The organism is Streptomyces paludis (genome assembly GCF_003344965.1).
GTDB classification, from domain to species: Bacteria; Actinomycetota; Actinomycetes; order Streptomycetales; family Streptomycetaceae; genus Streptomyces; species Streptomyces paludis.
Genome location: NZ_CP031194.1, coordinates 7786516 through 7802197 on the forward strand (window position 1 = coordinate 7786516; position 15682 = coordinate 7802197).

The 15682-nt window shown below is 73.2% G+C and carries 1 protein-coding gene (cut by a window edge); it reads left to right on the forward strand.

The window, feature by feature from the left end:
- Nucleotides 1–15682, forward strand: partial view of a type I polyketide synthase gene (locus DVK44_RS33990; RefSeq protein WP_228447487.1) — the 5' portion only. Its footprint extends 12020 nt past the window's final position; the window shows 15682 of its 27702 coding nt (coding positions 1–15682); its start codon is at nt 1–3; the stop codon falls past the right edge of the window.

The following is a 15682-nucleotide window of genomic DNA, read 5'->3' on the forward strand; positions in this document are numbered from 1 at the left end:
ATGGATCGTGCGATGGACAATGAGCAGCGTCTCCGGGACTACCTGAAGCGCGCGACTCTCGACCTTCGGCGCTCCCGGCAGAAAGTGCAGGAACTGGAGGACGCGGCGACAGAGCCCATCGCCATCGTGGGCATGGGCTGCCGCTATCCCGGCGACGTGCGCGGCCCGGAAGACCTCTGGGCGATGCTGGAGAGTGGCGGCCACGGTGTCACCGGCTTCCCGGCGGACCGCGGCTGGGACCCGGAGGCGCTGGGCACGTCCTCGACGCTGTCCGGCGGTTTCCTGCACGACGCCACCACGTTCGACGCCGACTTCTTCGGGATCTCACCGCGTGAGGCGCTGTCCATGGACCCGCAGCAGCGGGTACTGCTGGAGACGGCCTGGGACGCGCTGGAGCGCGCGGGGATCGACCCGCTCGGCCTGAAGGGCAGCCAGACCGGTGTTTTCGTCGGCGCCATTCCGCAGGAGTACCGGGTCGGGCCGGCCGACAACATCGACGGCTTCCGGCTCACCGGCAACACGTCCAGCGTGATGTCGGGCCGACTGTCGTACAGCTTCGGCCTGGTGGGCCCCGCCGTCACCGTTGACACCGCCTGTTCCTCCTCATTGGTGGCACTGCACCTGGCGTGCCAGGCACTCAGGGCGGGGGAGTGCGACCTCGCTCTGACCGGTGGCGTCACCGTCATGTCAAGCCCGCTCACCTTTGTCGAGTTTTCCAAGCAGGGCGGTCTCGCCGCGGACGGGCACTGCCGCTCGTTCGCCGATTCGGCCTCCGGCACCGGCTGGGCCGAGGGCGCCGGCGTGCTTGTGCTGGAGAAGCTGTCCGACGCGCGGCGCAACGGACACACCGTCCTCGCGGTCGTGCGCGGCTCGGCCGTCAACCAGGACGGCGCGTCCAACGGCCTGACCGCTCCCAACGGGCCCTCGCAGGTGCGTGTCATCGAGCAGGCGCTGCTCAACGCGCGGCTCTCCGCCGATCAGGTCGACGTCGTCGAGGCGCACGGCACCGGCACCACGCTCGGGGATCCGGTCGAGGCGGAGGCGCTGCTCGCCGCCTATGGTCGCAACCGGCCCGCGGACCGCCCGCTGCTGCTGGGCTCGGTGAAGTCCAACATCAGCCACACGCAGGCTGCCGCCGGCGTCGCCGGCATCATCAAGCTGGTACTGGCCATGCGGCACGAGGTGCTGCCGAAGACACTCCACGTGGACGTCCCGACATCACATGTGGACTGGTCCAGCGGGTCGCTGGCACTCGTGACCGAGAACACACCGTGGCGCGAGGAGGCGGACCGCCCGCGGCGCGCAGGGGTCTCCTCGTTCGGACTGAGCGGTACGAACGCTCACGCCATCATCGAGCAGGCGCCCGCCGATACGGACGAGCCGCCCATCGGCGACATCGCGGCCGGGGCGGTGCCGCTGCTGGTGTCCGCGCGGACCCATGAGGCCCTCGCACAGCAGGCCGCGCAGCTGCTGTCCACGGTGGAGTCCGGTAGGCCGGTCGACACCGCCTTTTCGCTCGCGACCACGCGAGCCGCGTTCGAGCACCGCGCCGCCGTTGTCGCGACCGATGCCGAGCAGGCCAGGGCCGCGCTGACGGCGCTGGCCGCCGGTGGGACGCCGGCCGGGCTGGTTTCGGGCGTCGCACGGGGCAGGCCCAAGCTGGCCGTGGTCTTCACGGGCCAGGGCGCGCAGCGCGCCGGCATGGGCCGCGAGCTGTACGACCGCTTCCCGGTGTTCGCGGCCGCGCTGGACGAGGTGTGCGCGGCGCTGGACGTCCACCTCGGCAGGCCGCTGCGCGAGGTCATGTGGGCCAGGACGGCACGTACTCTCAACCGCACCGAATACGCCCAGCCGGCACTGTTCGCCGTCGAGGTGGCGCTCTACCGGCTGGTGGAGTCGTGGGGTGTCAAGCCGGATTACCTCGCCGGCCACTCCATCGGCGAGCTGGCCGCCGCGCATGTCGCCGGTGTCCTTGATCTGACCGCGGCGGCGGCGCTCGTGACGGCGCGCGGACGCCTGATGCAGGCACTGCCCGCGGGCGGTGTGATGACGTCCGTGCGGGCGTCCGAGGCCGAGGTGGCACCCCTGCTCCTCGACCATGCCGGCACCGTGTCGATCGCGGCCGTGAACGGCGCGCGGTCGGTGGTGGTCGCGGGCGCCGTGGACGCGGTCGCGGGGATCGAGGCGGCACTGGCCGAGCGCGGACACAGAGCGAAGCGGCTGCGCGTGTCGCACGCGTTCCATTCGCCGCTGATGGATCCGATGCTGGACGACTTCCGCGCGGTAGCCGAGGACCTGACGTTCCGCGAGCCGCTGCTGCCGGTCGTGTCGACCCTGACCGGTGAGCAGGCGACGGTCGAGCAGCTGACCGGTGCGGACTACTGGACCGACCATGTGCGCCGTCCCGTGCGGTTCCACGACACTGTCGGCTGGCTGCGCGAACACGGTGTCGGCGCGTTCCTGGAGCTGGGCCCGGACGGTGTGCTCACCGCGCTGGTGCGGGAGAGTTTCCCGGACGCCCACGCCGTCGCGACGCTGCGCGGGGCACAGCCCGAGGGCGCCGCGCTCGCGGCCGCGGCCGCGGGTCTGCACGTACGGGGCGTCCCGCTGCGTTGGGCCGATTACTTCGCGGGGACCGGAGCCCGCTCCGTCGACCTGCCGACGTACGCCTTCCAGCGCCGCCGCTACTGGCCGCGCGACGGCTACGCCTCCGTCGGAGACATGCGCGCCGCCGGCCTCGCCCCGGCCGACCACCCGCTCCTCGCCGTCGCCGCGTCCCTGGCGGACTCGGACGGCGTGCTGCTCACCGGCCGGCTCTCGCTGGGGTCCCACGCATGGCTCGCCGACCACGCCGTTCGCGGCACGGCCGTCCTTCCCGCCACCGCGCTGCTCGAACTGGCGGTCCGCGCCGGCGACGAGGTCGGCTGCGGCCGGATAGAGGAGCTGACGCTCGCCGCACCGCTGGTGCTGCCCGGCGAGGGCGGCGTGCAGGTGCAGCTGTGGATCGGCAGCCCGGACGCCCGCGGCCGCCGTACCCTCACCATGTACTCGCGGCCCGACACGGGCGACGCCACGGACTCGGGCGAGGAGCGCCCGTGGAGCAGGCACGCCGACGGCGTCGTGGCACCCGGCGAGCAGACCAGTTCGTTCGACACCGGTGTGTGGCCGCCACCCGGCGCGGAGGCGGTCGACCTGGACGGGTTCTACGAGCGCGCGGCCGCGGCCGGGCTGGAGTACGGACCGGCGTTCCGGGGCCTCGCCGCGGCTTGGCGGGTCGGCTCGGGCGGCAGTGTCGCCGCCGAGGTCGAGCTGTCCGAGGACGCCGCGGCCGAGGCGTCGTCCTTCGGCATGCATCCGGCGCTGCTCGACGCCGCCCTGCACGCCGTTGCCTTCACCGGTCTCGGCGACGGCACCGCCATGCTGCCTTTCTCGTGGGAGGGCGTGCGCCTGCACACAACGGGCGCGACGGCCGCCCGTGTGCTGCTCACACCGCTCGGCGATTCCGCGGTGTCGATCGAGGTGGCGGACGCCGCCGGTACGCCACTCATATCGGTGGCCTCCCTGGCGCTGCGGCGTCTCGGGGACGAACGCCTGGCCGCCGAGCCCGGCAAGGACGCGCTGTTCCGACTGGACTGGACTCCGGTGTCCGGCGGCACGGTGCCCGCGACCGTCGCGGTTCTGGGACCGGAGGCCCCTGTGCTGCCCGGTGTGGAGCTGCTGGTCGCCTCCGGTGTCGCCGACCTGCCGGGCGTGGTGCCGCCGGTTGTGCTGGCACCGGTGCCGGCGGGCACGGGTGACCCGGTCGCCGACGCGCACGCGAACGCCACCTGGGCGTCGGGCATCGCACAGGACTGGCTCGCGGACGAGCGCTGCGACGCTTCCCGTCTGCTGTTCCTCACACGTGACGGTGTGGCCGTGGGGCCGGAAGACTCCGTGGATCCGGCCCAGGCGACGGTATGGGGCTTCGCGAGAGCGGCCGAGGCGGAGAATCCGGGACGCTTCGGCGCGGTCGACGGCGTCTCGGACCTGGCCCTCGGCACGGGCGAGCCGCAGACGGCGGTGCGGGACGGCGCGGTGTTCACCGCCCGCCTCGCCCGCGTACAGCCCGACGGCGGCGGCACCGTCGACTGGGGCGACGGCGCTGTCCTGGTCACCGGCGGTACGAGCGGTCTAGGCGCCCTGGTGGCGCGGCACCTCGCTGAGCACCACGGCGTGCGCCGGCTCATCCTGGCCAGCCGCCGCGGTGCCGACGCGGAGGGTGCCGCCGAGGTGGCCGCGGGGATCGCCGAACTGGGCGCGCGTGCGACGTTCGTGGCTGTGGACGCGGCCGACCGGGAGGCGCTGGCAGCCGCGCTCGCCGCCGAGGCACCCGTCACGGGTGTCGTGCACGCGGCCGGCGTCCTCGACGACGGTGTGCTGCCGTCCCTGACCGCAGAGCGGATCCATGCCGTGCTCCGTCCGAAGGCGGACGCTGCCTGGAACCTTCACGAGCTGGTCGGTGACGTGTCGGCGTTCGTGGTGTTCTCCTCGCTCGCGGGTGTGGTGGGCGCGGCGGCGCAGGCGGCCTACGCGGCCGGCAACGCCTTCCTCGACGCACTGGTCACGAAGCGGCGTTCCGAGGGCCTGCCGGGCGTGTCGCTCGCGTGGGGACCGTGGACGCAGGAGACGGGCATGACCCGCTCCCTCGGCGCGTCCGGCATGCGCCGCCTGGCCCGTACCGGCACGCTGCCGCTCTCCGTCGACGTTGGCCTCGCGCTGTTCGACAAGGCGGTCACCGGCCCCGACGCCGTCGCTGTCCCGGTGCGGTTCGACCTGCCCGCGCTGCGCGCCCGCGACGAGGTGCCGTACGTGCTGCGCGGTTTTGTCCGGCCGCGGGCCCGGCGCACAGCGGCGAGCACCGCCGCGAACGGCCTGGCGCAGCGGCTCGCGCGCTTGAGCGCCGTCGAGCGAGCCGATGCCGTACGGGAGCTGGTACGGGCACAGGCGGCTGCCGTGCTCGGTCACACCGGCACGGACCGTGTCGACGCCGACCGGACCTTCGCCGAACTGGGCTTCGACTCCCTGACGGCCGTGGAACTGCGCGGCCGGCTCGCGGCCGCCACCGGCCTGCGTCCGTCGGCCACGCTGATCTTCGACTATCCGACCGTCGGCGCGCTGTCCGCCTACGTCCTGGGCGAACTGCTCGGACCCGAGGAACCCGCCGACGCGGGCACCGCCTCGGCGGCCACCACCGGCGACGACCCGATCGTCATCGTCGGCATGGCCTGCCGTTACCCGGGCGGGGTCTCATCGCCGGAGGACCTCTGGCGGCTGGTCCACGAGGGAGTCGACGCGATCTCCGGGTTCCCGACCAACCGCGGCTGGGACCTGGACACCCTGTTCGACCCGGATCCCGACACCATCGGCACCTCGTACGCGCGCTCCGGCGGCTTCCTGCACGACGCGGGCGAATTCGATCCTGCCTTCTTCGGTATGAGCCCCCGCGAGGCACTCTCCACCGACGCACAGCAGCGCCTGCTCCTGGAGGCGTCGTGGGAGGCCGTCGAGAGGGCCGGCATCCCCCCGGCCTCGCTGCGCGGCAGCCGAACGGGTGTGTTCACCGGCGTCATGTACAGCGACTACGTCCATGTGCTCGGCGGCGGCGAGTTCGAGGGCTACCAGGGAACCGGTACGTCCCCGAGTGTTGCCTCCGGCCGCGTCTCGTACACGCTCGGCCTGGAGGGGCCGGCGGTCAGTATCGACACCGCCTGCTCGTCCTCGCTGGTGGCGATGCACCTGGCCGCCCAGTCGCTGCGCACGGGAGAATCCTCCCTCGCGTTGGCCGGCGGCGTGGCGGTCATGTCGACTCCCACGGCGTTTCTGGAGTTCTCCCGGCAGAGAGGTCTCGCCGCCGACGGCCGGTGCAAGGCATTCGCGGACGCCGCCGACGGGGTGGCATGGTCCGAGGGCGTCGGCGTCATCGTACTTGAGCGCATGTCCGACGCCCGCCGTAACGGGCACGAGATTCTCGCGGTGGTCCGGGGTTCCGCGGTGAACCAGGACGGCGCGTCAAACGGTCTGACCGCGCCCAACGGTCCGTCTCAGCAGCGGGTGATCCGGGCCGCGCTGACGAACGCCGGCCTGTCGGCGGCCGATGTGGACGTCGTCGAGGGGCACGGCACCGGCACGGCACTGGGCGATCCCATCGAAGCGCAGGCGCTGCTGGCGACGTACGGCCGTGAGCGCGAGACACCGTTGCTGCTGGGCTCGGTGAAGTCCAACATCGGCCACACGCAGGCGGCGGCAGGCGTCGCCGGGATCATCAAGATGGTGCTGGCGATGCGGCACGGGGTCCTGCCGCGCACCCTCCACGTCGACGCACCGTCGGCGCAGGTCGACTGGACGGCCGGTGAGATGCGGCTGCTCACCCAGGAGACCCCGTGGCCCGCCACCGGCAGGCCGAGGCGTGCGGCGGTGTCGTCGTTCGGCTTCAGCGGCACGAACGCGCACACCATCCTGGAGGCCCCGCCCGCGGTGGTCGAGTCCGTCCCGGAGCCGGTGACCCCCGTGAGTGTGCTGCCGGTGCTGGTGTCCGGACGCGGTCGCGACGCGCTGCGTGCGCAGGCCGAACGGCTGCTGGAGCACGTCGACTCGGCCACCCCGCTGGATCTGGCCCACTCGCTGGCGACCACCCGCTCGCGGTTCGAGCAGCGGGCGGCGGTGATCGCACCGGACGCCGGGACACTGCGCCGCGCGCTGGCGGCCCTGGCGGCCGACCGGTCCGATCCCGCGCTTGTCGAGGGCGAGACGGTCCACGGCCGGACCGCCTTCGTGTTCGCGGGCCAGGGCTCTCAGCGACTGGGCATGGGCCGTGAGCTGTACGCCCGGTTCCCGGTCTTCGCCGAGGCGTTCGACGCGGTGACGGTCCTGCTGGGCGCCGGTGCGCGCGACGTGATGTGGGGCGAGGACGCCGAGACGCTGAGCGGGACGGGTTCGGCACAGCCGGCGTTGTTCGCACTGGAAGTGGCGCTGTACCGGCTGGTCGAGTCGTGGGGGGTGCGGCCCGACTACCTCGCCGGGCACTCGGTCGGTGAGATCGCGGCGGCGCATGTCGCCGGAGTGCTGTCGCTGACCGATGCGGCAGCGCTGGTCTCGGCGCGCGGTCGGCTCATGCGGGCACTGCCGGCCGGCGGTGGCATGACGGCGATCGAGGCCGGCGAGGACGAGGTGGCCGCCGGGCTGGTCGAGGGGGTGTCCATCGCGGCGGTGAACGGCCCGCGGTCGGTCGTCGTCGCCGGAGAGATCGGTGCGCTGGCCCGGATGGAGACGGCGTTCCGTGAGCGGGGCCGTCGCACGAAGTCCCTGCGGGTGTCGCACGCCTTCCACTCGCCGCTGATGGATCCGATGCTGGACGAGTTCCGGTCCGTGCTGGAAGGTCTGTCCTTCGGCGCGGCGCGGATTCCGGTGGTGTCCACGGTGACCGGCACCGTCGCCGGCGACGAGTTGGCAACGCCGGAGTACTGGGTCAGGCACGTCCGCGAGGCGGTGCGATTCGCCGACGGAGTGCGGACCCTCGCGGACCGCGGCGTGCGCACGTTCGTCGAACTGGGACCGGACGGCACCCTCGCCGCGATGATCGAGGACAACCTCGGCGACTTCGCCGCCGTAGCCGTGCTGCGGGGGGAGTGGGACGAGGAGCGGGCCGCCGTCACCGCGTTGGCGCGGCTCGACACCGTCGGCGTGAGCATCGACTGGGGCGCCTTTTTCGCCGGCACCGGCGCGACCCGCGTCGATCTGCCGACGTACGCGTTCTCCCACGAGTACTACTGGCCCGAGGCCCGTACGGAGCGGTCCGGCGACCCTGCGGACGAGCGGCTGTGGGCGGCCGTCGACGACGGCGACGCCGCAGGGCTCGCCGAACTCCTCGGCCTCGGCGACGACCAGCGCGGGTCGCTTGACGCGTTGCTGCCCGCGCTGTCGTCGTGGCACCGGGAGCGGCACGAGCGCGACACGCTCGACACCATGCGCTACCACGTCGGATGGACGGCCCTGGCGGAGCGCGCCACGACACTGTCGGGCACCTGGCTTCTCGTCGGCACGGCCGAGCACACCGACATCGCCGGGGCACTGCGTGCGAACGGTGCCGAGGTCCGCACCCTGGTGGTGAACACGGCCGACCGCGCCGCGCTCGCCGACCGACTCGCCGATGCCGGCGAACACACGGGTGTGGTGTGGGTGCCGCCGTCCGAGGACGAGCCGACAACGTTTCCGCTCGGACTGGCCCTGACCGTCACGCTCGTGCAGGCGCTCGGCGACGCCGGTGTCACCGCCCCCCTCTGGACGCTCTCGCGCGGCGCCGTCTCGACCGGTCCCGGCGACCCGGCGACCCACCCGTCGCATGCCGCCGTGTGGGGCCTCGGCCGCAGCGTCGCTCTGGAGCACCCCGGCCGCTGGGGCGGCCTGATCGACCTGCCCCCGGTGCTGGACGCGCTGGACGACCGCACCGCACACCACCTTGCCGCCACCCTGGCCGGGACCGACGGCGAGGACCAGGTCGCGATCCGGCCCACCGGGCGCAGCGGCCGACGTCTCGTTCGGTACGCCGCCCCCGCCCCTGCCGCTGAGTTCACCGCTCGTGGGACCGTGCTCGTCACCGGTGGCACCGGCGGCCTCGGCGGCGAGGTCGCGCGCTGGCTCGCCCGCTGCGGTGCCGAGAAACTCGTGCTGACCAGCAGGCGCGGACCCGGCGCGCCGGGAGCCGCCCGGCTCCGCGCCGAACTGGAGGAACTGGGAGCCCGCGTCGAGATTCTCGCCTGCGACGTGGCCGACCGCGACGCGCTGGCCGAGGTGCTCGCCGAGCACCCGGTGACCGGGGTCGTGCACGCCGCAGGCACCAGCGGCATGAGAGCGCTCGCGGACACCGGCCCCGCCGAATTCGAGTCCGTGCTGGCGGCGAAGGTGGCCGGCGCCCTCAACCTCGACGCCCTGGTCGGGGACGTGGAGTTCTTCGTACTGTTCGGCTCCATCGCCGGCACGATCGGCAGCGGCGGCCAAGCGTCCTACAGCGCTGCCAACGCCTACCTGGACGCCATCGCGGAGACCCGCGCCGCACGTGGTCTGGCCGCGACATCCCTGGCGTGGGGTCCGTGGGCCGAGGCCGGCATGGCGATCGACGACGCGATGACCGCGAACCTGTTGCGGCAGGGCCTGCGGTTCATCGCGCCTGCCGCCGGTATCACGGAGCTGCGCAACGCCATCGTGCGCGGCGACACCACCCTCACCGTCGCCGACGTGGACTGGGCGCGCTACGCTCCGGTCTTCACCGCCGCCCGTCCGAGCCCGTTGCTGGCGGCCCTGCCGGAGGCAGCGGCGCTGGCCGAGGACCGAGAAGGCAGCCGCTCGGAGTGGGGTGACCGGCTGGCCGCGTTGTCCGCCGAGGAGAGGGAACGGCAGCTCGTCCATCTCGTCCGCACCGAGGCGGCCGCGGTACTCGGTCACGACTCCATCGACGGCGTGCCGGAGCGGCGTGCCTTCCGCGACGGAGGGTTCGACTCGCTGACGGCCGTCGAACTGCGCAAGCGGCTCAGCCGCGTCACCGGCCACGTGCTGCCCAGCACCATGGTGTTCGACTACCCGACGCCGGCGGCGCTGGCCCACTACCTGGCCGAGGAGCTGCTCGACACCGGCGGTGCCGCCGTGAGGGTGAGCGCCGCGGCCGGGGCCCCGGACGAGCCCATCGCGATCATCGGCATGGCATGCCGGTTCCCGGGCGGTGTCACCACGCCCGAGCAGTTCTGGGCGCTCATCGAGGAAGGCGTCGACGCCAGCGGCGAATGGCCCGCGGACCGCGGCTGGGACGCGGGCGCGCTGTACGACCCGGACCCGGACAAGCCGCACACCACGTACACCACGCGCGGCAGCTTCCTGCACGACGCCGGCGACTTCGACCCGACGTTCTTCGGTATCTCCCCGCGTGAGGCCCTGTCCATGGACCCGCAGCAGCGCCTGCTGCTGGAGACCTCGTGGGAGGCGTTCGAGCGGGCCGGTATCGACCCGGCCGCGCTGCGCGGCACCATGGCCGGCACGTTCGTCGGCTCCAGCTTCCAGGAGTACGGCGCCCAGCACGCCGAGGATCTGGAGACGCACGTCGTCACCAGCACCATCCCGAGTGTGCTGTCCGGCCGCCTGGCTTACGTGTTCGGGCTGGAGGGCCCAGCGGTCACCGTGGACACCGCCTGCTCGTCCTCCCTGGTGGCCATGCACCTGGCCGGACAGTCGCTGCGCAACGGCGAGACGACGCTGGCACTGGCCGGCGGCGCGACCGTGATGCCGACGCCCGGGGCGTTCACGGCGTTCAGCCGGAACCGGGCGCTCGCCCGCGACGGCAGGTCCAAGGCGTTCGCAGAGGGCGCGGACGGCATGGCACTCGGCGAGGGCGTCGGCATGATGGTGCTGGAGCGGCTGTCGGACGCGCGGGCGAACGGCCACCCGGTGCTCGCGGTGATCCGCGGTTCCGCCGTCAACCAGGACGGCGCGTCCAACGGTCTGACCGCCCCGAACGGGCCGGCGCAGCAGCGGGTCATCCGGCAGGCGCTGGCCAACGCGCGGCTCGTGCCGTCCGAGGTGGACGCCGTGGAGGCGCACGGCACCGGGACCGCGCTCGGCGACCCGATCGAGGCCCAGGCACTGCAGGCCACCTACGGCCGGGACCGCGACCCGGAGCGGCCGCTGCTGCTGGGCTCCGTGAAGTCCAACATCGGCCACACACAGTCGGCGGCGGGCGTCGCCGGCGTCATGAAGATGGTGCTGGCCCTGCGCAACGGAGTGCTGCCGCGTACGCTGCACGCGCGGACGCCGTCCTCGGTCGTCGACTGGAGTGACGGCACCGTGCGACTGCTGCACGAGACCCGGCCGTGGGAGCCGGGGGAGCGGGTGCGCCGCGCGGCCGTGTCGTCGTTCGGTATCAGCGGCACCAACGCCCACGTCGTGCTGGAGGAGCCGCCGGCCGTGCCGGTACCGGCCGAGCGCGCGCCCGTGCCGGTGCTGAGCGCGCCGCCGCTCGTGCTGTCGGCGCGCTCCGCGGCCGGGCTGCGCGGCCAGGCCGCCCGCCTGGCCGGCCTGCGCGCGGAACCGGTCGACCTCGGCTACTCGCTGGTGACTTCACGGTCGCTGTTCGAGCACCGCGCTGTGGCCGTCGGCCGTGAGGCCCTGGACGACTACGCCCGCGGCGAGGCGACACGCGATGTGATCGAGGGCGTGGCGGACATCGAGGGCCGGACCGTGTTTGTGTTCCCCGGCCAGGGCTCGCAGTGGGCAGGCATGGGCGCCCGGCTGCTTGAGGAGTCACCGGTTTTCGCGGAGCGCATCAACGAATGCGCAGTCACGCTCTCGGAGTTCACCGACTGGTCGCTGCTGGACGTGCTGCGGCAGGCGGAGGGCGCGCCCAGCCTGGAACGCGTCGACGTCGTGCAGCCCGCGTCGTTCGCGATGATGGTGGCGCTGGCGGCACTGTGGCGGTCGCAGGGCGTGCATCCGGACGCGGTGGTGGGCCACTCCCAGGGGGAGATCGCCGCGTCGGTGGTTGCCGGTGCCCTGTCCCTCGAGGACGGGGCACGCGTGGTCGCCCTGCGCAGCCGGGCGATCGCGCACCGGCTCGCGGGCAAGGGCGGCATGATGTGGGTGCCGCTGCCCGCGGACCGCGTCGAGGAACTGCTGCCTTCCGACGGTTCGGTGCAGATCGCGGCCGTCAATGGGCCGGGCTCCGTGGTCGTGGCCGGTGCTCCGGCCGCGCTGGACACGATGTTCGACACACTCACCGCCGACGGCGTTCGTGTGCGGAAGATCGCCGTTGACTACGCCTCGCACTCCGCCCAGGTCGAGGACATCCAGGACGAACTGCTCGAACTCCTCGCACCGATCCGGCCGCGGACCGCGGAGGTGGCGCTCTACTCGACCGTGACGAGCGGGTGGCTCGACACCGAGGCCATGGACGCCGGCTACTGGTACCGCAACCTGCGCAGCACCGTGAACTTCGGCCCGGCCATCGCCACTCTCCTCGGCGAGGGCCACCGTGCGTTCATCGAGTGCAGCCCGCACCCCGTGCTGCGTGCCGGGATCGCCGAGGCGATCGACGCGGCCGGCGTGCAGGCCGTGGTGACCGGCACACTGCGCCGCGACACGGGCGGCCTGGACCGCGTGTTCATGTCGTTCGCCGAGGCGTTCGTGCGAGGCGTCGACGTGGACTGGACGACGCTGTACGAGGGCGGCCGCCGGGTCGACCTGCCCACCTACGCGTTCCAGCACGAACGCCTGTGGATCCCGGTGCCGCCGCCCGCGGCCGCCGGTGGCACGGACCCGGTCGAGGCCGGCTTCTGGCAGGCCGTGGAGAGCGGCGACCTGGCCTCCCTCACCACCGACCTCGCCGTGGACGAGAAGGCCCTCGCGGCGGTACTCCCCGGGCTGTCGGCGTGGCGTGGCCGCCGCCGCGAGGAGTCCACGGTGGACGCCTGGCGCTACCGTGTGTCGTGGACGCCGGTGAGAACCGGACCCGCGGCGCTGACCGGGCGCTGGCTCGTGGTCACCGCCGACGGCATCGTCGACGAGGACGTGGTCACCGCGCTGGCCGCACACGGTGCCACGCCGGAGCGACTCGTCCTCGACGCCCGCTGCACCGACCGGTCCGTGCTGGCCGAGCGCCTCGGCGGCTTCGGGGGCGTCACGGGCGTGGTGTCGCTGGTGGCGGGTGCCGAACGCCCGCTCACGGGCCACTCGGCGATGGACGAGGGCCTCGCGCTGACCGTGGCGCTCGTGCAGGCCCTCGGAGACACCGGTATCGACGCACCCCTGTGGTTCGTCACCCGTGCCGCGGTCTCCACGGGCCGCGGCGACGAGGCGCTCAACCCCGGCCAGGCACAGGCGCTCGGCGTTGGCTGGACCGCCGCGCTCGAGCACCCGCAGCGCATCGGCGGCACCGTGGACCTGCCGATCGAGCTGGACGGCCGCGCTGCGGGCCGGCTCGCCGCTGTTCTGTCCGGCGGGACGGGTGAGGACCAGCTCGCCGTACGGACCGCCGGCACCCTGGCGCGGCGGGTCGTGCGTGCGCCGAGGACCGTGGACGGGCCGGGCTGGAGAGCCCGCGGCACCGCCCTGGTCACCGGTGGCACCGGCACCCTGGCCCCGCACCTCGCTCGCTGGCTCGTCGGCCAGGGCGCGGAGCGGATCGTGCTCACGAGCCGCCGCGGCCCAGACGCGCCCGGCGCCGCCGACCTGGTCGCGGAGCTGGCCGAACTCGGTGTCGCTGTCGAGGTCGTGGCCTGCGACATCTCCGATCGCGGGGCTGTCGCCACGCTGCTGGACCGGCTGCGTGCGGACGGACCGCCGCTGCGGACCGTGGTGCACACCGCCGCCGTGATCGAACTGTCCACGCTCGCCGACACCACACTCGACCAGTTCGAGCGCGTGCTCGACGCGAAGGTGACCGGCGCCCGCGTCCTCGACGAACTGCTCGCCGAGGACGAACTGGACGACTTCGTGCTCTACTCGTCCACCGCGGGGATGTGGGGCTCCGGGGCGCACGCCGCGTACGTCGCGGGCAACGCGTACCTGCACGCCCTGGCCGCGCGCCGCCGCGCCCGCGGACTGCCGGCGATGTCCCTGTCGTGGGGCATCTGGGCGGACGACATGAAGCTCGGCCGTGTCGACCCGGAACAGATCCTGCGCAGCGGCCTCGTGTTCATGGAGCCGCAGCTCGCGCTGGCGGCGCTGCGGCACGCCCTCGACGGCGACGAGACCGCGCTCGCGCTCGCGGACATCGACTGGGGCCGCTACCACGAGGTGTTCACCTCGGTCCGGCCGACGAAGCTGTTCGACGAGATACCCGAGGTCAAGGCGCTCAACACGGTCCGGGAGCACGACACCACGACCGGCGGTACGGAGGGTGGGTTCGCCACCACCCTACGGGCGCTGCCACCCGCGGAGCGGGAGCGCACCTTGCTGGACCTGGTACGTGGCCAGGCCGCGCTCGTGCTCGGCTACTCCTCCGGCGACGCGGTCGGCGAACAGCGGGCCTTCCGTGACGCGGGCCTCGATTCCGTGACGGCGATCGACATGCGTACCCGGATCGCCGATGCCACCGGACTTACGCTGCCCAGCACCATCGTGTTCGACTACCCCAGCCCGGTCGCGCTGACCGAGTTCCTGCTGTCGGAACTCACCGGCGACGCGCCGGCGGACACGAGCACCACCGCCTCCACGGCGGCGCCGGACGAACCCATCGCCATCATCGGCATGGGCTGCCGCTACCCGGGCGGGGCCAACTCCCCCGAGGAGCTGTGGCAGCTGGTCACCGAGGGCGTGGACGCGATCAGCGGCTTCCCCGCGGACCGCGGCTGGCACGCGGACGAGCTGTACGACCCGGACCCCGACCGCGCAGGCCGGACCTACTCGGTGCGGGGCGGATTCCTGACGGACGCGGCGGAGTTCGACGCGGACTTCTTCGGCATCTCGCCGCGCGAGGCGGTCGCCATGGACCCGCAGCAGCGGCTGCTGCTGGAGACGGCCTGGGAGACCTTGGAGCGCGCCGGCCTCGACCCGCACAGCCTGAACGGCAGCCTCACCGGTACGTTCATCGGCGCCAGTTACCAGGACTACACGGCGTCGGTGTCACGCACCGCGGACGGCTCCGAGGGCCACATGGTCACCGGCTCGCTCGGCAGCATCCTGTCCGGCCGGCTGGCGTACCTGCTCGGTCTGGAGGGTCCCGCGGTCACCCTGGACACCGCCTGCTCCTCGTCGCTGGTGGCGATCCACCTCGCCGCACAGTCCCTGCGCAACGGGGAGAGCACGATGGCGCTGGCCGGCGGGGTGAGCATCATGTCCAACCCGGGCGCTTTCATCGGCTTCTCCAGGCAGCGGGCGCTCGCCGTGGACGGGCGATGCAAGGCGTACTCCGAGGATGCCGACGGTATGACCCTCGCCGAGGGCGTCGGCGTGGTGCTGCTGGAGAGACTGTCCGACGCACAGGCAAACGGACACCAGGTGCTCGCCGTACTCAAGGGCTCGGCGGTGAACCAGGACGGCGCGTCCAACGGCCTGACCGCGCCGAACGGGCCCGCGCAGCAGCGGGTCATCCGCGCGGCGCTGGCGAACGCCCGGCTGACGGCGTCCGACGTGGACGCGATCGAGGGGCACGGCACCGGGACCGCGCTCGGCGACCCGATCGAAGCACAGGCGCTGTTCGCGACCTACGGCCGGGACCGCGACCCGGAGCGGCCGCTGCTGCTCGGCTCCGTGAAGTCCAACATCGGCCACACCCAGATGGCCTCCGGCGTGGCCAGTGTGATCAAGCTCGTACTGGCTCTGCGGCAGGGTGTGCTGCCGCGGACCCTCCACGCGCAGACGCCGTCCTCGCACGTCGACTGGTCCAGTGGTGCCATCAGTCTGCTGACCGAGCAGGTGCCGTGGCCGCGGACGGACCAGCCGCGCCGCGCCGCCGTGTCGTCGTTCGGACTCAGCGGTACGAACGTGCACGCGATCCTGGAACAGGCGCCGGCTGTGGAGGAGACGGACCCGCCGCGCGCCGGCGGCGTGATCCCGGTCGTCCTCTCCGGACGGACGGATGCCGCGCTGCGGGGGCAGGCCGGCCGCCTGCTCGACCTCCTGCGCACGAGTCCCGGCACACACCCGACCGACCTCGCCTCGTCAC